General features: G+C 35.1%; 24 protein-coding genes. 14 read left to right on the plus strand and 10 right to left on the minus strand.

The features are described from left to right. Positions 1-79 precede the first annotated feature (79 nt). The 5 genes from G466_RS22170 (at position 80) to G466_RS22175 (ending at position 5,939) form a co-directional block, all read left to right on the plus strand. Positions 80-1,399 (plus strand): OmpA family protein, encoded by a 1,320-nt coding sequence (locus tag G466_RS22170; RefSeq protein WP_051315694.1) that lies wholly within the window; start codon positions 80-82, stop codon positions 1,397-1,399. Between the two features lie 76 nt (positions 1,400-1,475). Further along, entirely contained in the window at positions 1,476-3,335 is a 1,860-nt protein-coding gene (locus G466_RS0114815) for a hypothetical protein (protein WP_157373912.1), read from the plus strand. A gap of 319 nt (positions 3,336-3,654) precedes the next feature. Continuing rightward, entirely contained in the window at positions 3,655-4,053 is a 399-nt protein-coding gene (locus tag G466_RS0114820; RefSeq protein ID WP_034235824.1) for a hypothetical protein, read from the plus strand. Positions 4,054-4,257: 204 nt separating this feature from the next. After that, on the plus strand, positions 4,258-4,980 hold the full coding sequence (locus G466_RS0114825; RefSeq protein ID WP_026814371.1) for a hypothetical protein: 723 nt from the start codon (positions 4,258-4,260) through the stop codon (positions 4,978-4,980). Positions 4,981-5,150: 170 nt separating this feature from the next. Next, complete coding sequence (locus tag G466_RS22175) at positions 5,151-5,939, plus strand: hypothetical protein (protein ID WP_051315695.1); 789 nt, start codon at positions 5,151-5,153, stop codon at positions 5,937-5,939. A 170-nt stretch (positions 5,940-6,109) separates the two neighbouring features. Here G466_RS22175 and G466_RS0114835 read toward each other — a convergent pair whose 3' ends face one another. Further along, positions 6,110-7,270 (minus strand): RtcB family protein, encoded by a 1,161-nt coding sequence (locus G466_RS0114835; RefSeq protein WP_026814372.1) that lies wholly within the window; start codon positions 7,268-7,270, stop codon positions 6,110-6,112. Positions 7,271-7,708: 438 nt separating this feature from the next. On the opposite strand from G466_RS0114835, the gene mgtE reads away from it, so the two are divergent. Then, complete coding sequence (mgtE, locus tag G466_RS0114840; protein ID WP_229797231.1) at positions 7,709-9,016, plus strand: magnesium transporter; 1,308 nt, start codon at positions 7,709-7,711, stop codon at positions 9,014-9,016. A 54-nt stretch (positions 9,017-9,070) separates the two neighbouring features. Here the strand turns inward: mgtE and G466_RS0114845 are convergent, their stop codons facing one another. The 4 genes from G466_RS0114845 to G466_RS22185 form a co-directional block, all read right to left on the minus strand. Next, a complete protein-coding gene (locus G466_RS0114845; RefSeq protein WP_026814374.1) occupies positions 9,071-9,526 on the minus strand; it encodes a DUF305 domain-containing protein in 456 nt (151 codons plus the stop codon). Positions 9,527-9,600: 74 nt separating this feature from the next. Next, complete coding sequence (locus tag G466_RS0114850) at positions 9,601-10,020, minus strand: VOC family protein (protein ID WP_034235827.1); 420 nt, start codon at positions 10,018-10,020, stop codon at positions 9,601-9,603. Between the two features lie 119 nt (positions 10,021-10,139). Then, on the minus strand, positions 10,140-10,796 hold the full coding sequence (locus tag G466_RS22180) for a PRC-barrel domain-containing protein (protein WP_051315696.1): 657 nt from the start codon (positions 10,794-10,796) through the stop codon (positions 10,140-10,142). Between the two features lie 19 nt (positions 10,797-10,815). Beyond that, positions 10,816-11,058, minus strand: coding sequence for a hypothetical protein (locus G466_RS22185; protein ID WP_034235830.1), 243 nt, complete (start codon positions 11,056-11,058; stop codon positions 10,816-10,818). 408 nt (positions 11,059-11,466) lie between these two features. Here G466_RS22185 and G466_RS0114865 point away from each other — a divergent pair, with 408 nt between their 5' ends. Beyond that, positions 11,467-12,528 carry an AI-2E family transporter gene (locus G466_RS0114865; RefSeq protein ID WP_026814376.1) on the plus strand — a complete coding sequence of 354 codons (1,062 nt, stop codon included), beginning with the start codon at positions 11,467-11,469 and terminating at the stop codon, positions 12,526-12,528. Between the two features lie 45 nt (positions 12,529-12,573). On the opposite strand, the gene G466_RS0114870 is transcribed toward G466_RS0114865, so the two are convergent. The 3 genes from G466_RS0114870 to G466_RS0114880 form a co-directional block, all read right to left on the minus strand. Then, complete coding sequence (locus G466_RS0114870; protein WP_026814377.1) at positions 12,574-12,780, minus strand: hypothetical protein; 207 nt, start codon at positions 12,778-12,780, stop codon at positions 12,574-12,576. 295 nt (positions 12,781-13,075) lie between these two features. Then, entirely contained in the window at positions 13,076-13,618 is a 543-nt protein-coding gene (locus tag G466_RS0114875; protein ID WP_034235833.1) for a hypothetical protein, read from the minus strand. A 115-nt stretch (positions 13,619-13,733) separates the two neighbouring features. After that, positions 13,734-14,177 (minus strand): response regulator, encoded by a 444-nt coding sequence (locus G466_RS0114880; protein ID WP_026814379.1) that lies wholly within the window; start codon positions 14,175-14,177, stop codon positions 13,734-13,736. A 680-nt stretch (positions 14,178-14,857) separates the two neighbouring features. Here G466_RS0114880 and G466_RS0114890 point away from each other — a divergent pair. The 7 genes from G466_RS0114890 (at position 14,858) to G466_RS0114920 (ending at position 21,115) form a co-directional block, all read left to right on the plus strand. Next, on the plus strand, positions 14,858-15,481 hold the full coding sequence (locus G466_RS0114890; protein ID WP_157373915.1) for a hypothetical protein: 624 nt from the start codon (positions 14,858-14,860) through the stop codon (positions 15,479-15,481). 31 nt (positions 15,482-15,512) lie between these two features. After that, a complete protein-coding gene (locus G466_RS0114895) occupies positions 15,513-15,773 on the plus strand; it encodes a hypothetical protein (protein ID WP_026814381.1) in 261 nt (86 codons plus the stop codon). A 273-nt stretch (positions 15,774-16,046) separates the two neighbouring features. Then, positions 16,047-18,170, plus strand: a complete 2,124-nt coding sequence (locus G466_RS0114900) for a catalase (RefSeq protein ID WP_026814382.1) — start codon at positions 16,047-16,049, stop codon at positions 18,168-18,170. 122 nt (positions 18,171-18,292) lie between these two features. Next, positions 18,293-18,448 carry a lmo0937 family membrane protein gene (locus tag G466_RS23915; RefSeq protein WP_026814383.1) on the plus strand — a complete coding sequence of 52 codons (156 nt, stop codon included), beginning with the start codon at positions 18,293-18,295 and terminating at the stop codon, positions 18,446-18,448. Between the two features lie 302 nt (positions 18,449-18,750). Then, positions 18,751-19,764: a DNA topoisomerase IB gene (locus G466_RS0114910; RefSeq protein WP_229797230.1), complete on the plus strand. Its 1,014-nt coding sequence runs from the start codon at positions 18,751-18,753 to the stop codon at positions 19,762-19,764. A gap of 449 nt (positions 19,765-20,213) precedes the next feature. Then, a complete protein-coding gene (locus tag G466_RS0114915; RefSeq protein WP_026814385.1) occupies positions 20,214-20,405 on the plus strand; it encodes a CsbD family protein in 192 nt (63 codons plus the stop codon). Positions 20,406-20,668: 263 nt separating this feature from the next. Then, positions 20,669-21,115, plus strand: coding sequence for an MgtC/SapB family protein (locus tag G466_RS0114920; protein WP_026814386.1), 447 nt, complete (start codon positions 20,669-20,671; stop codon positions 21,113-21,115). A gap of 381 nt (positions 21,116-21,496) precedes the next feature. Here the strand turns inward: G466_RS0114920 and G466_RS0114930 are convergent, their stop codons facing one another. Both G466_RS0114930 and G466_RS0114935 read right to left on the minus strand, forming a co-directional pair. Then, the gene (locus tag G466_RS0114930) at positions 21,497-21,982 is read right to left on the minus strand and encodes a hypothetical protein (RefSeq protein WP_026814387.1); all 486 of its coding nucleotides are present in this window, start codon (positions 21,980-21,982) and stop codon (positions 21,497-21,499) included. A gap of 387 nt (positions 21,983-22,369) precedes the next feature. Beyond that, on the minus strand, positions 22,370-22,816 hold the full coding sequence (locus tag G466_RS0114935) for a hypothetical protein (protein WP_026814388.1): 447 nt from the start codon (positions 22,814-22,816) through the stop codon (positions 22,370-22,372). Positions 22,817-22,822: the final 6 nt, after the last annotated feature.

The raw sequence follows: 22,822 nt of genomic DNA on the forward strand, positions 1-22,822 counted from the left end.
CTACTTTTCTTCAAGCATATACTAGATCTTAGATTCAGCAAATACAGATCAATTTTTGATCTCCTAAAATTAGTATGAAATGAAAGCAATTAAATTAGGTTTAAGAATATCTATTTTTCTACTCATCTTTTCCCTTAGTAACAGTTTATGCCACGCACAAATTCTTAAAAGATTAGGGAAACGTGTTGAAAGAGCAGCGGAAGAAGCGGTAATAAGAAAGTCAGAACAAAAGGTCTACCGTGAAACAGGAAAAGTAATGGATACCATTCTAGATGGTAAAAAGGGGAATAAGAAAAAAAACAAAGGAAATAATTCTACCAAACAAGAAGAGAATGAAGTTAATGAACCCCAAAATACTTCAGGGAAACCTACCGAACGAAATGGTTTTGGGGTGTATAGCGATTTCACCTTTGTACCAGGAAATAAGCTATTATTTTACGACGATTTTGCAGTTGATGCACTTGGCGACTTCCCAGCTTTGTGGGAAACCAACGGTTCTGGGGAGGTTGTAAACATAAGTAACTCAGATGTAAAGTGGCTTTCCCTTGTGAGACGTTCAGGATATACGCCTACCATGGAGAACACATTGCCTGAAAATTATACCATAGAATTTGATTTGACCAATAACGGCTATGGTGCAGGAAAACCTGGCAGTAAAATATATTTTGCATTCTTAACAAAGAAATCCTATTCCATGGGTAGCGCGGGAACAATTGCCGATTTAGAAATCTTACTTTCTCATAACGGTTTTAGTGTACGAAATATTGAAAATTTTGGAGGCGAAGTAGAAGTCAAAATTGGCAATCGTATTGACCGAGAAATTAAGGAATACTTAAATGAAACAGTACATGTTTCCATTGCAATAAATAAAAAACGATTGCGTATCTGGATCAATGAAGAGAAAATGGTGGATTCTCCTAATATTATACAGGCAAACATTGGGAGGTATTTTTTAATTCAGGTAATGGATGTGTTACCAGAAGAAGGTCATTTCGTAGGCGTCTCCAACTTTAAAATTGCGGAGTCTACAGAGGATCTACGTTCATTATTCCTGAAGGATGGTAAATTTAGTACTACAGGAATATACTTTGATACCGCCAAATCTACCGTAAAAAAAGAATCCTACGGAATACTATTGGACATCGCTAAATTGCTACGCGATGATGATTCCATTAGTCTGCAAATTATTGGACATACCGACAATAAAGGGGAAGAAAGTTATAACCAAACTTTATCAGAAAATAGGGCAGCAACGGTAAAGCAACTTCTTATTCAAGAGTTTGGAATACGTGAAGATCGTCTGCAATCTATGGGAAAAGGTGAATCAGAAGCCGTAGATGATAATTCCACTGAAAAAGGTAGAGCTAATAATAGAAGATCAGAATTCATTAAGCTGTAATTCTAATATAGAAGCAATAAAAACCAAATACATCGTCCGAAATACAAAATAGGACTTCATACTAAGCGATAAAACTATGCGACACGTATTTCTATTCGTCCTATTGTTGATTTTGTTTTCGAGTAACCAAAGCAAAAAAGAAAAATCAATCGCCGTCAATCAGATCTTGGAGGATTTCTCCAAAATGCCCGATTCCGTCATCCTAAAAGGGTTTGCCATCTTAGATACCATTCAACTAAAATCAGTGGATGAATTGGTTAAAGAGCTTCAGCAAATTCCGGGACTTAAAGAAATAGGCGTTGGAAACGAATTATTGAGTTTCAGGCTTAAAGGCGGCCCCACTATGTTAATTAAACTCAAGGAATTTTCCTCCTTAACTAAAGGTGGTACAGCTAGTACTGCTTTCCCACCGCTTATGATTCTTAATACTATCAAAGAAGATAGTAAGGCCAATGTGGTGGGTGCAGATAGAGGCGAAAACAGACAAAATAAAAAAGCATTGGTACTTGCCCCATATGCTTGGGAGTTTGGGCAGACCGATGACCCTTTAATACCATTAAAGAAGTTGCCCAAAAATAGAAATTATAAAGGGGGAGTCAACTACAAGGCTAATAAAACTAAGACACAACAAAATATAACACTGGAAGATTATTTATCATTTAATGACTATGATGTGGTGCACTTAGGAACACATAGAGCAGAGATTTGTAACCTTATGGGATACGAGGTTGAAACCACTAGTAATTGCCATTCTTATATATCCTCAGGAATAACCTATAAAAAAGAAGATCGGCAGGAGTTAATCGATTATATTAAAAATAAAAACATTAGAGGCATTTCGTTTTCACCTGGCGAACTCTTTTTTATACCTGAGTTTTTTGCAAGTGCTTATCCAAATGTAAACAATAAGCTTTTTATTCTTAGTGCCTGTCAATTAGGCCAAAGAGGAGATTTAGAGATTACATTTAATCAAATTTTACAAAATGCCCAGCTTTTTTATTGGCATAATACTGTTTTTGCTGAAGATGCTTTAAAGGCTTTTAGTTTTATGTATGATCGAATGTTAGAATATGGGGAAACTGCACCCTTAGCTTTTGAAAATACTCCATACCAACTGAAAGAGAATTTACGCACTTATGAAAATGATGAAAAGAGAGGTGATTCTATTGAAGTGAACACCTATTTAAAAATGGCTACCAAAGGAAACGCCATGCATATAATAGAACCTGTTAGCTTTTTAGATTCAAAAACAAAGAAAGAATTACAGGAAGGTGTCGTCTACCCCTTTGAGGGCATCTTAGAAGACGAAGTGGCAGAAGAGGCTAGTTTTACCATAGAATTTTTGGGGTACACTACACAAGAAATAGAAGCAGAAGGTATGACCTTCTCGTTAAATGTAGATGGTAATACGGTTTTAGACCATGTTTCCTTTCTTCCCAATACAGATCCTTACGATAATATAGAAGTAGAATCAGGCAAAAACAACAAAACCACTATAGTAACATTTAAGGGGGTGAATTTAAAAAAAGACCTGCAAAAAAACAGTACGGTAAAACTGGAAGCGCTTTTTCACTTAAGTGAAGAAAACTATGGGGTTCAAATTATCAATGTATCTACAGGAAGTTCAGATATGCGGATTGTTATGAAATCACCGGATGGGACGATAAATATGTTTTTTGATGCGGATAACTACGGTCTTAAAATGACCCATCCGGCAGAGAACGCAACACTTTATTCAGACGAGGAAGGCTACATCTATATGAACGCTCCAGGTAAAGGCTGGATGAAAACAAAACTGACTCAAATGTTCAGTGCCATGGCAAAACACGCACCAATAGATATCGATTTTATGGCCTTGGAGACAAAAAAAGGATCTGTTATGCACAAAATTGCTGCCTTCGCCGGAGAGATAACCATATCTAGACTAGAAACCTAGAGCCAAGAAAATTAGTGGCGGTATTGGCACAGAAAAGACAGTTTTTATTGTAGATGGTAGGCTTACCATGACTTTTGATAATCAAAAAAGATTAGAATCTATAGTAGAGGGGACTACAAGTATTAGGTATTATTATGAAGAACAGCAGATAGTAATGCCAAATGCACAAATATTTTCAATGCCGTCATTTTAGAAAACCAAAAATGGAATTGAAACAGAAATTTACAACATGATATAATACATAATTATTCCAATTATAAAGTGGTTTAAACTAACATGAAAAATCAATTATCGGATTAAGAACCAGAAAATAAAACGTATGAAAAAGCAAATTAGCCTTCTAATAGTTCTCCTACTTTTTTCCATGACCATGATAGGCCAAATGCATTTTATAAACAATGACAACCACGGTAGTTTTCCGAAGATTGAGATCAATAATACCTCCACTACCCTATTCGCCAAAATCGGAGAAAACACGAAGCCTTGGTTACATTGGAATGAAGTACCTAAAAACATTGAGAGCGGTAAAGGGCATTCTAAATTTAAAATGATTGTCTACAACAATGATGGTATTGCCAATAGAACCTTTGAAATATCCTATACCATTCATTATGGCCAAGCTAACACTGCTCCTAAGGCATATATTAAAGCTAGCTACCTATACCGAGATAAAAGACCCAGTAAAATATTGGAAGAACATTTTACATTAATCCCCTAACCAAATAGAAGTATGGAAAATAAATAAAACATTTTATTATCTGAAACCCCAAATTAGATGCCCCCTAGATCTTAATGTGAAAATCGTTTTATGAGTTTCCAACCTTTAATGGGTGTGCTATATCAATTGCAGCTACATTCGTTTATCCCTTACATCACAGTACGACATATAAATTACGCTTTTAACTTATAAACTATACATATCATGAAAAAATCACTTCTTATAATAATCCTCTTGTCCATTGAATTTATTACCGCTCAATCCGTGGCCAAGGTAGAAAAGTATCCGCTAAAGGCTATGGATCTAGTACTATTTTCCTTTGGCGTGGAGCATCCTATAACCATTGGATCTATTGCCGATTCTGGGGAAATACATTTCAATCTCCCAAAAGATCTCACTTCTATTAATGATGAAGTAAAAGCAAACTTTATGTCTGATGCTATCTTTACCTTGTTTTCTAAGTGCGATAATAATTATGATAGACTATCAGAGGATGAGAACATTGAAGCTGTTAATGGCGGATTTATTTCATTGAGTACCCAGGGTAATCCCTATTCAGGTTTACTATATATGATTACCGATGATGCTCTATTGCCATGGTTAGAAGACTCCTATTCTAATAATGCCGTAATTGGATCCTATTATGAGGTGGTCTATGTTGCATCGGACTTTAATTACCAAGGACAGTGCAATGCCACCATCTCCAATACGGAAAATGACACCATCGAAACTTTATACACTTATGACATAAATCTAAAAGTCGGATTTAACTTTATTGAATATAAGATTGAAAGTGTGGTAGAACATCAAATACCAAGCATGTACGAAGAAGATGTGTACGACAAAATAGCTAAGCCTAGTAAAATAACCGTGACTTCCTCCACAACTACACCGCAAAACACCAAGTGGATTGGTAAATACTTTTAGACTAGGAATTGAAGACGTACTACAGCAAGATTTAAAATTAGCGAAGAAATAAACCCCGATTAACTCTCTCATTATCAATACATAATAAATAATTTTAAAAAATATTCACTTTTACGGTAGGGTTATTGCAATGGTAGTTGTTTCAATACAAACAATTAAATAATAGTAAAATGACTACAGACAATCGAAATGTTTTTTCGAACGTAAAAAAATCCATCTTAGTTGCAGGGATGGGAATTCTTGGAATGCTAACCGTGGTAAGTTGTGAAAAAGACAATGATTCAACCACAACCAAACAAGGTAAAGTAGCGATCAGTGCAAAAGGGAAAATTACCAATCCAAATGGGAGCTCATCCAAAACGGCAAAAGAAGTAGGCCCTAAGATTGTGTTGAGCGACTTTTTAATCAACCTAAAAGAGTTTGAATTAGAGCTCGATCTTGATTATGACGATGATGAGAACGAACAATGGGATAACGATGGCTTCTATGGCTATGAAGATGAGATAGAACTTGAAGGTCCGTTTGAACTTGATCTTTTAAGTGGAGAAATCTCCTTTATCAATATTGACGTTCCTGTAGGAACCTATGAGGAGTTAGAATTCGATATTGATAAAAGCACCGATACTAATAGCGAAATGTTTGGTAAATCCATATTGATTAAGGGTACCATTGACGATGTTCCATTTAGCTTTTGGCACGACTTTGACGAAGAATTAGAAATTGATTTTGAAGATTCCCAAAAGAAAATTGAAATCGTTGAAAGTCAGACAAATCTAACCATTCAGTTTGACCTAACGCAACTTCTTTACGGTGTAGGTGCAGTAGATCTTTCCCAAGCTGTTGATGGCAATAACGATGGTCTTATCGAAATAAGTCCAGAAGACCAAGATGGTAACAATGAAATTGCTGATCAGATTAAAGAGAAATTAAAAGACATTATAGATTTATTGGACGATTAACCTACTTCAGTATAATTATTTATAATAAAGTTCCCCAAATTTTTAGCCAAAATAGATCCTCGCAACTTTGTGAGGCATCTATTTTGGCTTTTTTATGAACATTATTCTGAAAAAAATAGAGATACGTACAAGTTATAATTAGCCTTAAACCTGATTAAACCTGACAACTCCTATCCCTTTACTACGGCCAATGGCTGTAATTCTATTTGTATATCTACCAAATCCTGCTGATTTGCCATTACCTCTTCTATATTTTTATATGAACTAGGAGCCTCGTCCAAATCGTTCCGGTGCCTAATAGCATGCAGTATCCCCTGTTTCTCTAATGCTTTGCTCTCTTTCTTAAGATCTAATTTCTTACGCGCCTGCGCTCTACTCATTACCCTTCCTGCGCCATGCGAACAGGATTCAAAAGAATGCACATTTCCTTTCCCTTTCACTAGGAAAGATTTAGTGCCCTGAGACCCCGGAATCATACCCCACTCCCCTTCTCGCGCCCTAGTAGCTCCTTTTCTATGTACAATAACTTTCTCCCCAAAATGGGTTTCTATAGATGCAAAATTGTGAGGCTTATTGATGAAGTCCGTAAACTCCACCTCAGGCAGAATATCCTTAAATGCCAACTCGGTACGCTCCATCATCAGTTTTCTATTAGCAAGAGCAAAGTCAATACAATAATTCATCTCATTCCAATACAGCTCATAATCTTTATCGTCTTCTGATAAGTATGCCAAATCCATTGGCACCTTATTATCCGATGCCTTATTCTTAGCCTGAGCTAATTTATTATAGTGATTTGCTACGGTAAAACCAATATTCCTGGAACCCGAGTGAATCATTATCCAAATATATCCATCAGAACCCTTTTGAATTTCCAGGAAATGGTTTCCTCCCCCCAATGTTCCAATTTGATAAAGAGCGTTTTCATATTCCTGTTCCACTATAGGAAGTTTCCCCTTAATTTCTGGCATCCACGAGTTATCTTGGGGACTGCTATGACGCTTATACCCCACCGGAACCGACTTTCGTATAAGGGTCATTATTTTCTTAAGATCAGTGGTTTCCAAGTTGGTTAAATTGGTCCGTAAGGAACACATACCGCAGCCAATATCTACTCCCACGGCATTGGGAATAATGGCTCCCTTGGTAGCCAAAATGGCCCCAATAGGCATGCCGTACCCTTGGTGCGTGTCTGGCATAATGGCAATATGTTTATATGCAAAAGGGAGATTGGCCAAATTACGGGCCTGTGCCAGCGCTCCTTCCTCCATTTCTCCTTCTTCTAACCAAATCTTTATCGGCAATTTCTCTGTTGTTATTTTAGTCTTCATAGTCATTTTCGTTTAATCAATTCCCTTTCATTTATGCCCCATTACAATAAGGCTTCTTTCCAAAATTTAATATGTAACTGATTGCACCACCAAGATTTCTGTATATCAAGTGATCGTTAGTGTATTACACATTAAACAATATAGCTATATTTTAAAGTACACAAAATAGTTGGGATAATTTATATTCTCTGTAATACAATGCCCCCCTTAAATCCTCCATTAAAAAGAGTCACGTTGATTGCAGATGTGATTTAAAGCGCTTAATTTTAACGCTGTCCGTGAGTTTGATAATATTTATTAAAGCGGAAACGCCTACCTCACAATTACAATCTGTCTGACCTTTTTTTGGGTCCGGATTACACATAATTATACAGCTCATATATTAAAGCAAAATTTACCCATATCGGTATGATCGAATCTAAAATAAACTTCCTGGATATGATCAGGAATAAAGAATGGAAATTAATAAATCGTTCAATTAACGATTTAGAGGCCAATGAAGTAGTTCAAATCCTACAAGATATTCCAAAAAGGGAGCAAATTATTCTTTTTAGACTGCTCACCAAGGAAAGGGCAAAAAGAATATTTAAGTTACTTTCTTATTCTGACCAACTAAATATTATCGAGTTTTTGGGAGAAAACCCGCTTAAGGTTGCTAGTCTTCTAAACGATATTGAACCGGATGATAGAACTTCTTTTTTCAAACAATTGCCAACGGATGTATCTCAAAGCCTAATCCGATTATTATCTCCAGAAGAGCGAGAGATTACAACCCAACTCCTAAGTTATCCAAAAGACAGTGTTGGCCGACTTATGACTCCGGAGTTCGTAGCAGTTAAACCTAACTTCTCCGTCGCAGAAACTTTTGAATATATCAGAAAAAACGGTCAAAACTCGGATACCTTAAACGTAATCTTCATTGTAAATGAAGCTGGTAAAATGGTCGACGATATCCGAATAAGAAAAATTCTGTTAGCGGCTCCCAATCAACTTATCGAAGAGCTTATGGACCATCGTTTTGTCGCACTAAATGCAATGGACGATCAGGAGGAGGCTGTAAAATTATTTAAAGAATCTGATAGGGCTGCCCTCCCCGTTTTGAATGATGAAGAAATACTTATAGGTATCGTGACCTTTGACGATATAATGGACGTAGAAGAATTAGAATCCACCGAAGATTTCCATAAATTTGGATCGATAAAAGGTGCTATTACTGATCCCATTAAGGCCAAAGTTTTTAACTTATATAAAAATCGGGTGGGCTGGCTTTTTGTACTCGTTTTTATGAATGTCTTTTCCGGTGCTGCCATGTCCGGTTTTGAAGACGTTATCCAATCCTTTGTTCCCTTAGTGTTCTTTTTACCCCTACTAATCGATAGTGGTGGAAATGCTGGTTCACAGTCTGCTACCCTAATGATTCGATATTTAGCGGTAGGCGGCGTAAAATTAAGCGATTGGCATAAGCTTGTAGGAAAGGAATTTATTGTCTCATTTCTCTTGGGAATTACTATGGCTGTAGGGGTAGCCGCGATCGCAAGCTTCCGAGCTCCAGAAATAATAATCGTAGTTGCGCTCTCTATGATTTTAACAGTAATGATAGGTAGCTTGATAGGCCTCTTATTACCCTTTATATTTACAAGATTAAAATTAGATCCAGCCACCGCCAGTGCACCTTTAGTTACTTCTTTATCTGATATCTGTGGTGTAATAATATATTTTTCAATTGCAGCATGGTTCTTAACGTAAGTAGTGCTAGAGTAAGCTTCTTAATAAGTATAGCTAATTAAAGCAATGGATTTTTTATTTATTTTCTAATCGCTTAATCATTTTTTTCATTTCAGCTATCTCCTTTTCCTGTGCTTTAATAATCTGCTCCGCCAACTGTTTCACCTCTGGATCTTGTATGTTGGCACGACCACTAGTAAGAATAGCAATGGAATGATGAGGTATCATCGCCTTCATCCATTTTATATCGTTGATCGGACTTTGTTGGCGAACCAAATAAGTAGACAAAAACATCAGTAGAATACTTCCCAAAATTATGCTTGTGTTTTTCATTCTATTAGGATACATATTCAACATAAATAACAGCATAATAATTGCCATTCCCCCTATCCCTATTAAGGTCATGTACATTCTTGTCCAGCTAAAATATACATGACTGAATTCATACGTATTAAAATACATGGTTATATACATAGATATGGCTGAGCATATTAACATTAAAATAAAGTTAGTATAATTTGAATTTTTCATAACAAAGGATTAATAAGATTCATCACATTTCAGAAACGATTTATCTTGATTCAAAACTTAGTTGTGGTTACTATTTAATAAATGGTCCACAACCCAGGTGTAGCCAATTCCAATAAATGATTGTCGGGGTCACGGAAATAAAGGCTTGTCCCCCCGCGTTCCCATTTATATTCACTTTCAATCTCAACCTTATTTTTAGTTAACCATTCCTTCCACGGAAAAAGGTCAATTTCCGAAATACAAAACGCGAGATGCAGATTTCCAAATCCATCATGTGGTGGAATGATGCCCCCAGAACTACTACTGCCTTGGCTTGCTGAACCTTTTTGAAAAAGAAGCAGAACTTGTTTGTTAAATATATTTAAAGCACAAAAACTTTGGTTTTCTATAAGAATGTCAATATTGAAAATAGCTTTATAAAAGTCTATTGAAACCTGTAAATTAGAAACATAGAGAGCGGTTTCTAAAACTCCTTTCACTTTTAAAGTGTCCATAATATTTATTATATATATTGACTATAACTAAAATAACGTACAACGGCATTTTTATGGAGGGGAGATAATCTAACAAGTATTTGATAAAAGCGGTACCCTGATGAGACCCTTTCACCTATTTATCTATTTTGAAACTTAGAATCATCAAATTGCTTGTGACGGTAAAAATCTTTTTCTTCGGATTCTAATGGAGGTTCAATAGCTTCATTTCCGGCGTCGTACCAATCAAATTTATCTATAGGAATATCTTCCTTACCATTTTTAAGGATAGGCACTTGGTCTTCATCTATGCCATCTAAGAAGCTATTATCTGTCCCGACTGCAGGTTCTTCCACATATCGCCTTCGGAAAGAATTGAGCACATCACTCTCATAATCCTTCTCAATTATTGTATTGGGTCTAATTCGCTTAGTTTCAGCAAAAGTTTGGTGATCTATAATTTCTGTGAACACGTGTTTTTTTACCGTGTCAATATCTACCAAACCAATGGGAATAATTATATGATTCTCCCCCTCCTCATTAATATATTCGCGAGTTTCCAAATTGGCAGACCTCCTATAAGGATCATGGTTGGCATCAATTATAGATGCGTCAACCTCTACATCTAAATAAACTACCCGCTCAGTTTTTTTATTTACTAAAAGATTGGTTACCGTGCCAATGGTTCTTAAAGCAGCGTCCTTAACTGGCCAACCATGCACGTTGGTATAATTAGGATCTACTTTATAATCCGACAACTCACTTAAATAATACAAATGTTTTTCATTAGTTTTCATAGTGTTACACTTTTAAGATTTAGGAAATCATTGTTTTCTTATTCGTATAGAAATACATTAAATTTCCATTTAATACATCATCTTCAGTACACTCACCTGTACTATTCTCTATCTGTTCATCATGTCCGATATGTGGTTTATCATCCTCTATATTAACGTTATCAGAATAAACGAATAAATATACGATTACTGAAATTATTATTACCAAGACTACAATCCAGGGCCATATAGGGCTTTTCTTTTTAATTTTTATTTCTGCCATTGTTCACGGTTTATTAGATTTCATACTTTTAGGTTATTTGTGACGTTCCAGCTTTAGCGTTCAAGTATTATTCCTTAATTAAAATTAGATTATACATTGCAATGCAGTTGACTATATCAAACTAATGGTTACCGCAAATGATTAGTTCATTAATATTGGTGGTAGAAAATAGAGGAATTGCATGATTTTTGTTTTATAAGAGTCTTCAATAATTAATTATTAAATTCACTTTAAAATCTAAAAAGTTTTATTAGCCCCTACTTAAGCAAAAAGCATTAACATTAAGTTATTTTTGAAAAACGTTAAGAATTTATTAAACTCAACTTACTTTTACAGCATCATTAGTCAGAAAAGAAGGCAACCACCCTTTGGATAATGAGTTTTATTATTTTATATAAATTTTAATATATGGATGGGATCAGCTCAAAAACTATTAGGCAACTCGTAGTATTATTAATGATTACCTTTTTAGGAGGCCTTATTTTTGTGGAGATGTTGCCTTACCTATCCGGTGTGCTTGGGGCCATAACCATTTATGTGCTTATAAAAAGGCCAATGGCCTATTTGGTGAACCGAGGTTGGAATAGAAATTTAGCAGCTGGAACTCTAATGCTTGCTTCCTTTTTAGTAATCCTTGTTCCGGTTGCTGGCGCCATAATGATGTTGGGCAATAAAATAGGAAAAACAGTGGCCAATTCCGAAAGGGTAGTGGAAGCTTTTAAATCGGAATTACAAATTTGGGAAGACCGATTAGGGTACGATATTTCCTCACAGATAGATGTATCTGCAATTTCTAAATGGTTATCCGAAAATCTACAAGGCTTTGCTGGGGGCACATTTGACATGTTTATGGCGATTACCATTATGTATTTTTTCTTGTACTATATGCTTACGAACCGAAGGGAACTACGTGAAGCACTCTACGCCTATATACCCATAAAATCACACAATCTAAAAATTATAGGCGTTGAAACCCGTGAAATGGTTCGCGCCAATGCTATTGGAATACCTTTGGTAGCCATTGCACAAGGTATAATTGCATTAATAGGCTTTTACATTTTTGGTATAGAGAGCCCAATTTTCTGGGCGGTGATTGTAACCATTGGATCTATGGTTCCATTTATCGGAAGCTTTCTTGGTACCATCCCAGTCTTTATTCTTGCGATGTCTAACGGAAATGATTTTCAGGCATGGGGAATTTTAATTTATGGAATAGTAGTCATCGGCCTTACTGATAATATTATTAGATTGTTTGTACTACAGAAATTAGACGATGTACATCCCTTAATAACGCTAATTGGAGTTATTATAGGAATCCCGCTTTTCGGGTTTATAGGATTAATATTCGGACCCTTATTAATTAGTTTATTTTTAGTTGTTGTACGCATTTACAAAATAGAATACGGGACCGAAGGAGACGCGTCACTTGCTGTAGAGCAAGAATTAAACCCATCTACTCCCAACAAATGATATACAATTCTAAAACCTAAAGAAGATCCTTATAAATTTAACACTTTAAGGATTTTGGACGTCAGAACCGAAAAATGCTCCGGAAATAGTAATTCCAATAACTATAAGGATTAATGCAACCAGGATAATGATAAATCCAGTTTTAGTGATGTTGGTTTTCTGAAAAATATAGTTCTGTTTTGGATCTTTTTCTTCCTTAAGCAATTCAGTATCCTCAACTCCTTGTTTTTTGTCAATAATTTTTTTATCCATAATTACAAATTTTAAAGGTGTAATACTCAAAAAGTATTGATGATAAATTTAGGAGCAAAATAAAGATTTGATGCATTCAAAAGAATATATTATTATCGATATCGATCATGGAGTATAAAACCCATTTTCCCGTAAATTTGGTTATGTGGACAAAGGGATAACTTATAGATCATACAACTGAAACTTTAATTTTGCAGAATTGAGGCGCCATCCTTCTAATCCATTATTAATTAAGTCTGATTATTCTTAATGTAGAGAAGCACTTTTTTTTAAATATGAATGTAGAACTTTATTTCTACTCTTTTTTCCGTTCTAGGTCATTCTCATCAGCAGCCAATGGATGATCAGCAACTCCCATTCCTACTATTTGAATTAAGTTCACTACGGTATTATACAGTAAGAGTACAACAACTATTAAGGCAGCACTTAATACGCTGGAAACCCCTAAGGAGAGGTAATAAAGAATATTAAACCAATTATTGGGCACATTATCCGATTCGGTAATGGGTAAATTAAACAACAGGAAAGTTATAACAGCAGCAATAAAAATTATAGTATCTAGTTTAGCAATCCGAAGCACATCTTTATAAAACTCCATTTTAAGCTCCGACCTAGAGCTTGAACTAAGACTCAACAAGGTTAAAAGCAAAGCCAAAATAGTTGCCGAGGCCAATGCTATTGTATTACACAGTGTATTCATTCCATCTAAAGAACTTTTTATTAATTCTTTAGCTTCATAACCACTTAATCTTCCTAACATGATAGTTCCTAAAGCGATGACCATCATGCTAATGAATCCACCAATTATAGCCCGCTTTGTGTATTTATCCAACTTCATAACTTCTATTTTTGTATTACATTTATGACCCGGAAAACTACATTCCACTCCTATAATCACCTACAATACAATTTACTAAACCTACTCAGAGGCTAATGGACATTGGTTAGACCTCTTAATCCCTATCTTCTTTAATTATATAGGCTTGTTCAAATTCCGACTTGTAAATGGATAATATTCCTTGCTCTATTAATCCCTGAAGGCTTTTAAAAGAAGATGGTTTTTGTAAATATTTATTTGCTCCTTTTTTTCGAAGTAAATTAATTTTATCATAATCCATATATCCCGAATATATTATAATAGGTATTTCAGCAAGTCGGGGCTCATTACGGATATCTACGAGACACTCCTCCCCTGTCATCAACGGCATATTTAAATCTAGAAATATCAAATCAGGTAGTGGCGCATCATTTTCCAATAATTTCGCCATCAAATCAACCCCATTGTCAAAGGTTTTTGTCTCTGTTTCAAGCAAAATCTCATCAATTGCTTCCAAAAAGAGCATCCTATCATCCTGGTCATCGTCGGCCAGAAATATCAATAGTTTTTTAGCAACCAAAAGCAATTCAATTAAACAAGTTAGTATTTATATTAATCCAAGCCAACAAATCAATAAGGTCCTTACAAAACACCTATAAATCTGTACGTCTAAAACAGCTCGTCATTACACTAAATTCAAAAAAAGGACAGTGCAACTAGGAAGTGTTTTATCAGGTAATAAATATAACTTGTTATAACAGGTTTAAATACCTCTAACTGAAGATTGATTAACCGTATCGCATTTTTATAGCATTTTAATTTCCATTACATACACCTTTACCACTATACCGCAGTTTCGGAGTTTGTTCCCTTAAAGAATAGAAATCCTAGTTCTAAAAAATTGAGTCTTTATCCTAAATCGTCTTTTACCCTTTTACCCTGGTGCTGATATAGTTAAGTACTTTAAGGCAAGCCGTATGCCATTTAACGTTCACTACCCTATACTATTTGAAGCATACCTGAACGGACAGGGCAAGCAATTGTTGGAGCGTTCAAATCCACTTAATTAATAAATAGGTAACATATTAAAATTCACCTAGTAATTTATTAGGGTAATTATAGAATGGATAGGATTAGCCCTTTTAAAAATAAGAGGTTAGTTTCACTGTATGCAATGTAATTTTCATTCGGCTTAAAAGTTACCGTATAACCAAACTCTAGAAATTGTATCGGATTTTATCCTTCAAAAAAATTAAAACAATGGCGAAAATTAAATCGTCCACCAAAATACCAGTGTGGACATGGTCTGTACTTTTATTAGTGGTGTTGTTACTTGTTGCATACATGGCTTTTACAACGGATAAAATGAATAAAGAGAGTACTATGCCTGCCGTAGTGTCGGATGTATCCCTAAAAAAAGAGATTAAAGAAAATAATAATTCCCAATTTTCTAAATCTGCAGAAGAAACAGCAATATATCTTTCTCTCTTAGGAGATAGGCAGCAATTAGGATCGGACCCTAATTATACCAGAAGTGTAATGGTCCAATTAATTAATATGGTTAGAACAACTGCCCTAGAATACCATCTAAAAATGGACGATAAGCTCGAAACTTTAAAAGAAAGCTCCCTAACCATAAGGAATAACACAACGGCGTCTAACCTTATAATTCATATTAACAGTGCGGGTAAAGAGGTAAGCGAGGTTATTACCCAATTACAGGTGCAAAAGTTTCCAGACCTTTCTAAAGAAACAGAAAGAGTCCATAGAGCTGTGAATAAAATAGATCCTACGATAGCATTAAAAGATCAGAAAGAAGAGATAAAAGAATTCTTTGTGAGCTGTGGTGATGCCATTAAAAAAATGGACCTCAGCAGAAAATAGATAATATAACCATGAAGTAAATAATTACAATATGACTAAGCAGAAAAAAGATTTCCCAGACGACCTAGAAAATGATAACATTAATAATAAAGAGCCTCGAAATTTAAATCAATATGATACTCCACGAGAGAAATGGAACGATATTCAAGAAGAATATTTAAAAAAACATAAGGAAATAAATTTAGAAGACCTCTACTTTGAGGCTGGTGGTTTTGAAAGAGTTGTGGAAAAAATAGCTGAAGTGAGAGGGATTTCCATAAGTGAAGTACGTAAAGAAATAGAAGAATGGTAGGTTTCATTACACGCACCATCCTTGAAAACTTTGTTATAAAACCTAAATACATAGTTAGTACGGTTCTTGACTCCTGTTTATACTATTACCAACTGTCTCAATCATTGTCAAATATGCACTATAAAAGCAAACTAGCTATGTTGTCGTCAAAAAAATTGCAAATAATATTCATTAACGGCAATTATTGATTCAATTAAGATCGTAGGAGAGCGGAAGAGCATGTATTTTTATAAAAAATTTTAAGGAAGTCTATTAGCAAAAACATTTTTGACCATGGAGAAAAGTGAGAATGATAAAATAAAGAGATTAAAGAGACATACGGTGGATGGAGAAAATCAGCCATTAACCACTCGCCAAGGTCTAAAGGTAAACGATACCAATAATTCCTTAAAATCTGGATCTAGAGGTGCAAGCTTACTTGAGGATTTCATTCTAAGAGAGAAAATAACCAGTTTTGATCATGAGCGAATTCCAGAGCGTATTGTTCATGCAAGAGGTAGTGGAGCACACGGGTATTTTGAACTAACTGAAAGTATCGAGCAATTTTCAAAAGCCGGAATTCTCACCGATACCAATCGTAAAACTCCTGTTTTCGCAAGGTTTTCTACTGTTGCGGGTTCCAAAGGATCTACTGATTTGGCTAGAGACGTTAGGGGTTTTGCCGTTAAATTCTATACCCAAGAAGGGACATGGGATTTAGTGGGCAATAATATGCCCATATTCTTTATACAGGATGCCATGAAATTCCCAGATTTGGTGCATTCCGTAAAACCAGAACCTAATAAAGAGATTCCCCAGGCCGCGTCTGCCCATGATACTTTTTATGATTTTGTTAGTTTGGCCACAGAAACACTGCACAACCAAATATGGGTTATGAGTGATAGAGCTATTCCCAGGAGCTTAAGAATGATGGAAGGCTTTGGGATTCATACCTATCGCTTGATCAATAAATCAGGTGAATCCCATTTTGTAAGATTTCATTGGAAACCGGTGTTGGGTGTGCATTCTGTAACATGGGATGAGGCAGTAAAAATAAGTGGTGCCGATTCGGATTTTCACAGAAGAGATTTATGGGACGCAATTGATTCGGGTGAATTTCCTCAATGGGAATTTGGAGTTCAAATTATCCCTGAAGAAGACGAACATAAATTTGAATTTGACCTACTAGACCCCACAAAACTTATTCCCGAGGAAATGGTTCCCGTTAAGATTATTGGTAAAATGACCCTAAATCGGAATCCAGAGAATTTTTTCGCAGAAACGGAGCAGGTAGCCTTCCTTCCGGGAAATATTGTCCCTGGAATAGATTTTTCAAACGATCCATTGTTACAAGGTAGGTTATTTTCATATCGCGATACCCAACTTTCGCGCTTAGGAAGCCCTAATTTCCATCAAATTCCCATTAATCAGCCAGTGGTAGATGCTCATCATAACCAGCGAGACGGCCAAATGCAGATGAATATCCCTAAAGGGCAAACCGCCTATTTTCCTAATACATTGGGTGGCGGATGTCCGTTTTTATCTAAAATATCAGAAGGCGGATTCTCCTCCTATGAAGAACGTATTGATGCCAAAAAGATAAGGACCCGAAGTAAAAGTTTTAGCGATCACTTTTCTCAGCCTGCCCTCTTCTACCGCAGTTTAGCCCCATGGGAACAAAAACACGTAGCAGATGCCTATTCTTTTGAATTGGGAAAGTGTACGCATACCCATATAGTACAGCGTATGCTATGGTTAATACAACAAATAGATGAGGACTTGGCGGAAACTGTCTCGGCAAATTTAGGAATTGCGATACCTGAAAGCATAGAACAACCTATCAATCAGGCAATTGGAGCTGATAGTAATGTAGAAGATTTTCAACCCGGCCCCAAGATAAATTACTTGGACAAGTCCGCTGCATTAAGTCAGGCCAATACAAAGTTTAAGAGTATAGCAACCAGACAAATAGCAGTATTGGTATCGGATGGTTTTAGCGAATCCGACTTTAGTGATATGAAATCGGCAATACAAAAAGAGAAAGCGCAAATTAAATTGATAGCTCCTACAGGAGGAACAGTTAAAAGCGATTCCAATAAGGAATATAAAATTGACGCCTCCATAACTACCACCGAGAGTGTGCTCTATGATGCCGTATATATCCCCGGAGGAAATAAATCGGTCAATGAACTTATAAAACACGCCAAATTCATAAAGTTTATAAACGAAGCACTAAAACACTGTAAAGCGATTGCAGTTGATAATGAAGGCGAACAACTATTGGATAGAACATTTGGCAAGGACTTTAAAGCAGATAAGGCGGTACTTATCAATGGTACAACCAAGGAATTTATTGAAGCTATTGCAAAACATCGAAATTGGGATAGAATGGATAAGGTGGATAATATCCCTGTCTAAAAATAGTAACCTTTGTTATTCAACACTTAAATGTAAATCAAATAGAAATTAAAATATATACAATAAGAGGGAATTAGTTCCTTTAAAATTAACCTTAAATATAAACCAAAATTCGAAACATTATGAGAGAAATAGTATGGATTATCGTAGCAATTTTAATTATTGGCTGGTTAGTAGGTTTTACCGTTTTCCCCGATATTGGAGGTATTATACATCTTCTATTAGTAGTAGCTGTAATACTAATCGTTTACAAATTAGTAACGGGAAGAAGTGTTTAAAACACTTCTTTAATCATAAAAAAGGTTCCAATAAATTTTGTATTGGAACCTTTTTTTTATGGATAGATCAACCTAGACCTACCCACATGATTTAATTACCTTAAAATATTCACTGACAGATAGGCTATAGTCTTAAATGTCTCCAACAATTTAGAATCTTCCTTTAGGATTAAAATATTATTTTTTTAAGGGCATCCACTCTTGTTAACTATTTAACTTTAATAAGGAAATATACAAGGTGATTTCCAACCCATTAAAAACGCCTAAGGAAAGCGTATAATATGTTTCTTAAAAGAAAAGTCATGGCAAACAAAAGAAATCAGGTTAAAGAAATTGATGATTCCGCAATGGTTATTTCTAGGAAGAAACGTGGTAGGGGCTATTGCTTTTATGATGAACACGGGAATAGAATTTCTGACAAAAAATCACTAAAAAGATTGCGTAACCTGGTAATCCCTCCTATGTGGACAGACGTTCAAATATGTCGTTTTAATGATGGTCATATCCAAGCAATTGGAAGGGATGCCAAAAACAGGAAACAATATATTTATCACTCCGTTTTTGAAAAGCAACAGCAAGAAGAAAAGTTCAAACGAATGATCGCGTTTTCTAGTAACTTGACAAAAATCCGTAAAAGAGCATATAAAGATCTATACGCTAAGGGTTGGAGTAAAAACAAACTCATTGCTTTAATTATATTGCTCTTAGACGAGTACGGGATCAGAATTGGCAATAAAGAGTATAAAAAACAAAACGATTCTTATGGATTGACCACCTTAAGAAGAAAACACTTATCCATTGAAGATGATGGACTGCTTCTTTCTTTTAAGGGTAAGAGCAATCAGGAACAGGAAGTTTATATTAATCATCCAGAATTGGTTCCATTTATAACTAAGGCCGCCGATCTTCCGGGCTATGAAATTTTTAGGTACCGAGATAGTAATGGCAACTACCATGATGTGGACAGTGATGATGTTAATTCTTACATAGGAATGTATATGTCTTCCGAATATAGCAGCAAAGATTTTAGAACTTGGGCAGCAAATCGCTTAGCGGTTGAATTTTATCCTATAGCCCTGAATGACCAAAAAAAAGGAGGTAGAAAGAAGTTTAGCAATATCGTTATTAAAATGGTGGCCTCGGAATTAGGCAATACACCAAGTGTTTGCAGAAATTATTACGTACATCCCACTATTTTCAAAAAAATTGACGAAAAAACCATACCCAATCCCAATCCGTTCCGGAAAACCAAAAGTGTATTTTCACTTTCGGCAAGTGAGAAATTAGCTCGGGAGATTATCGCTACAGACACTTAAATTTTATGAGAATGAAACTTTCCCTTTGTAAGTTTAAATTCATATTATAAGAAACAACATCCTATTGTTTCCTTCCCAAAATTAGCACAAAAAATGATTGGTAAAAAAGGTGTTTCAATCTATAGATAATAGTTAATCATCAAAATTCACAGCACCATAATATTAATAGCTGTAAACAAAGACAGATCTAACATATTTAAAAGCAGGACATATAAAATTGGCCTTGATTTGATACTCTGAATATCATTCTCTCCTCTGCTTGAATGGAAAGGGACAGGCATTTCTTGAAGCCTTCACATCTTATTGGGTGGGTTAAAATGTTATTGAGTTAAAAGTAAAATTTTCTGGAATCATAAAGATGAATCAATCTACCTAATTTAGGGTTATAATTAAAAGTAATTAATATTAACCTACTAGGCCTTAATGGTCTAATTTAAATTTAAAATATTATGAACAAGGATCAATTAGAAGGAAAATGGAAACAAGTAAAAGGTAAGTTTAAGCAAAAGTACGGTGATCTTACCGATAATGACCTTACCTATACAGAAGGTAAATTTGATGAAATGATGGGTCGCCTGCAAGAAAAGACAGGAAAGAAAAGAGAAGAATTAGAGGATCAAATCGACGAGTGGAGTCGCTAAATTTTCATCCCAAATTATTATTGCACCCTCACCTAATCGTGAGGGTGTTTTTTTTATCTATATGGTAGCCGCAGAAGTAGTTAGAGACAACAATTTCAATTAGCTTTTTAAGTTAAAAATCTATTTTATTGAGTACAAACATATTATGCATCCATTCTATCTTTAGGGTATACCAAACCCTATACCATTCTTTTATAAACCGCTTACTGAAACTCTAATTTAATGGGTAAACAACAACTATATGTAAATTAATAATATAGACCATGCTAGAAGTAGATACCTATAACGAAGTGTTGCAATTCAGCTTAAAAATCGGGGTGGCAATGGTGTCTGGCCTATTAATTGGGTTGGAAAGAGAATTTAAAGGCAAACATGCGGGATTGAAGACCAATACGTTAGTGTCTATAGGTGCTGCCGTATTTGTACTTATATCACTTAGATATCAAGGAGAACCAAATGTAGACATTACTAGGGTACTTAGTCAAGTTATTATAGGAATCGGGTTCTTGGGAGGAGGAGTAATATTACAAAAAGAGAATAAGGTTAAGGGACTTACTACTGCTGCCACTGTTTGGTGTAGTGCTGGTACGGGTTGTCTTGCAGCCACAGGAATGTTTATGGAACTAGCAATATTAACCATATTAGTAGTTCTCATCAATATAGGTTTTGGTTATATAGATTCCAATATTGAAACAATTAAAGAAGATTAATACAACTGAAACTTTTTTAGCTTACCCACTCATTAACATCAATAATGCAATTACTATAAGGATTACTGTAATCACTGCTATGATCGCCCAAGGAAATCTTGTTCTTGGTACATTCGTAGTTTGATTACTCACTCCAGCATCGTCTTTTTGTTTAGTTGGCATCGGAGCGCTTTCGCTCGCCTTCATGTATTCTTTATTTCTACTTTACATGATATTAAGTATTACAATTTAAAATTCAATGCTAGCTATATGACTTTCAACAATAAACACCTCATATTTAAAGCAATAAGCTCTTAATGGAATAGCTCCTATGCTATTTAAGCAAATAACCATGGTGAAAACCTATAACTGATTTTCACCAAAGTTATATGATCCTAATGCCTAATTATTCTTCTTCCATTGTTCATATGAGGAATATTGCTCATCAGATAAAATTTGTTTCAATTGTCTTTCCCTTTCACTAGAAATCGTACCCATCATTTTTCCATTAGGAGCGTTACGCTGCTTGTCTTCAAATTCTTTAATAGCGCTTTCCAATCGTTTAATTTGGTTGTCAGTCATATTTAACTCTGTATACATTTTAGCAAAATCTTCTTTGGTAGTTATTGGAACTTCTAGGGATGCAGAATTTACATTCACATTAGAACCTGTTGATCCATTATACCCTTGAACTAGATTGGTTGTATTATCTTCCTCCACCACTTCCTTTTCAGAAGCTTTTGAAGATTGTGCAGCTTGCGATCCTTTAGTTGTAGCCATATTCATAGATTCTTTTTTCTGTGCATTTTGAGTGGCTTTACTAGATTTACACCCAATTTGGGCCATTAGAGCGAAAGAGATACCAAGAACTAAAACATATTTTTTCATTACTTCCTATTTTTAAATTGTTCGAACTATTTTTTTTAAAAAGGTAGAATAATCTAGGCACTCCGATGAATGGTAATGGATTAAAAATTAACTGTTTTACGTAGGTGGCCTAATAAGTTATATAGTTGGAGGCTTCTAAGAATTATACATTTCTTTTAAACCATTAAGGAAGCAAATTGAAATGCCGGAATTTCAATCAGTTTCTAATAAGTTATATTACACATTATTCCATGACAAGGTAGACCATAAGACATCAGAAGAAAAAAATTTAATATTTTATTACCCGCCTTAATGGAACAGGCAAGTAAACGTTGGAGCATTCAAACCTCACTTAGTGATTAAATTTCCAATCCAAAAAGATAACTATGGGACTATTCATATTATTACTTACCCTTCGGGATAAAGGGTTCTTAAATAATAAATTGAAAGTCGTGCTGACTCTACTTTTAGGAGATGGTTTCTTAATGTATGACGGATTTTAGGTAATAACTTATTGGAAAGAAGCAGGTTACAAATTTCAATTATTTTGAAGTCAGTATCTAAAAAATCCCTATCCCTACAAATAGTACAGTTTAAAACATTTTGACCATATAAGTTTATATGCCTTTGATAAAGCTCTTCTAACCTCTGACCATGATTACACTCACCATCTCCCACTTCAATGGTTAATTCTATATCCGTTATAAAATCTAGCCTTTCAAAAGCCCTTTCCTCCAAAAACTTTTTTAACATAGGGGATTGGGCTCTCATTGCCGCATTAACATATTGAAGTTGCGAATAAGCATATAGTTTGTTCAATTGTTGTAGCCAGGTATATAAAATCCAGTTCTGCATCTCAAT

This window comes from Arenibacter certesii DSM 19833 (assembly GCF_000429545.1).
Taxonomy (GTDB): domain Bacteria; phylum Bacteroidota; class Bacteroidia; order Flavobacteriales; family Flavobacteriaceae; genus Arenibacter; species Arenibacter certesii.

What these genes read in the sequence shown, in the direction of transcription:
- G466_RS0114865 (WP_026814376.1), top strand. Translation starts at nt 11,467, where the DNA reads ATGGATGGGATCAGCTCAAAAACTATTAGGCAACTCGTAGTATTATTA.
- G466_RS0114890 (WP_157373915.1), top strand. Translation starts at nt 14,858, where the DNA reads ATGGCGAAAATTAAATCGTCCACCAAAATACCAGTGTGGACATGGTCT.
- G466_RS0114835 (WP_026814372.1), bottom strand. Translation starts at nt 7,270, where the DNA reads ATGAAGACTAAAATAACAACAGAGAAATTGCCGATAAAGATTTGGTTA.
- G466_RS0114875 (WP_034235833.1), bottom strand. Translation starts at nt 13,618, where the DNA reads ATGAAGTTGGATAAATACACAAAGCGGGCTATAATTGGTGGATTCATT.
- G466_RS0114825 (WP_026814371.1), top strand. Translation starts at nt 4,258, where the DNA reads ATGAAAAAATCACTTCTTATAATAATCCTCTTGTCCATTGAATTTATT.
- G466_RS0114900 (WP_026814382.1), top strand. Translation starts at nt 16,047, where the DNA reads ATGGAGAAAAGTGAGAATGATAAAATAAAGAGATTAAAGAGACATACG.
- G466_RS23915 (WP_026814383.1), top strand. Translation starts at nt 18,293, where the DNA reads ATGAGAGAAATAGTATGGATTATCGTAGCAATTTTAATTATTGGCTGG.
- G466_RS0114910 (WP_229797230.1), top strand. Translation starts at nt 18,751, where the DNA reads ATGGCAAACAAAAGAAATCAGGTTAAAGAAATTGATGATTCCGCAATG.
- G466_RS22180 (WP_051315696.1), bottom strand. Translation starts at nt 10,796, where the DNA reads ATGAAAACTAATGAAAAACATTTGTATTATTTAAGTGAGTTGTCGGAT.
- G466_RS0114815 (WP_157373912.1), top strand. Translation starts at nt 1,476, where the DNA reads ATGCGACACGTATTTCTATTCGTCCTATTGTTGATTTTGTTTTCGAGT.
- G466_RS22170 (WP_051315694.1), top strand. Translation starts at nt 80, where the DNA reads ATGAAAGCAATTAAATTAGGTTTAAGAATATCTATTTTTCTACTCATC.
- G466_RS0114920 (WP_026814386.1), top strand. Translation starts at nt 20,669, where the DNA reads ATGCTAGAAGTAGATACCTATAACGAAGTGTTGCAATTCAGCTTAAAA.
- G466_RS0114870 (WP_026814377.1), bottom strand. Translation starts at nt 12,780, where the DNA reads ATGGATAAAAAAATTATTGACAAAAAACAAGGAGTTGAGGATACTGAA.
- G466_RS0114845 (WP_026814374.1), bottom strand. Translation starts at nt 9,526, where the DNA reads ATGAAAAATTCAAATTATACTAACTTTATTTTAATGTTAATATGCTCA.
- G466_RS0114850 (WP_034235827.1), bottom strand. Translation starts at nt 10,020, where the DNA reads ATGGACACTTTAAAAGTGAAAGGAGTTTTAGAAACCGCTCTCTATGTT.
- G466_RS0114915 (WP_026814385.1), top strand. Translation starts at nt 20,214, where the DNA reads ATGAACAAGGATCAATTAGAAGGAAAATGGAAACAAGTAAAAGGTAAG.
- G466_RS0114935 (WP_026814388.1), bottom strand. Translation starts at nt 22,816, where the DNA reads ATGCAGAACTGGATTTTATATACCTGGCTACAACAATTGAACAAACTA.
- G466_RS0114930 (WP_026814387.1), bottom strand. Translation starts at nt 21,982, where the DNA reads ATGAAAAAATATGTTTTAGTTCTTGGTATCTCTTTCGCTCTAATGGCC.
- G466_RS22175 (WP_051315695.1), top strand. Translation starts at nt 5,151, where the DNA reads ATGACTACAGACAATCGAAATGTTTTTTCGAACGTAAAAAAATCCATC.
- G466_RS0114895 (WP_026814381.1), top strand. Translation starts at nt 15,513, where the DNA reads ATGACTAAGCAGAAAAAAGATTTCCCAGACGACCTAGAAAATGATAAC.
- mgtE (WP_229797231.1), top strand. Translation starts at nt 7,709, where the DNA reads ATGATCAGGAATAAAGAATGGAAATTAATAAATCGTTCAATTAACGAT.
- G466_RS0114820 (WP_034235824.1), top strand. Translation starts at nt 3,655, where the DNA reads ATGAAAAAGCAAATTAGCCTTCTAATAGTTCTCCTACTTTTTTCCATG.
- G466_RS22185 (WP_034235830.1), bottom strand. Translation starts at nt 11,058, where the DNA reads ATGGCAGAAATAAAAATTAAAAAGAAAAGCCCTATATGGCCCTGGATT.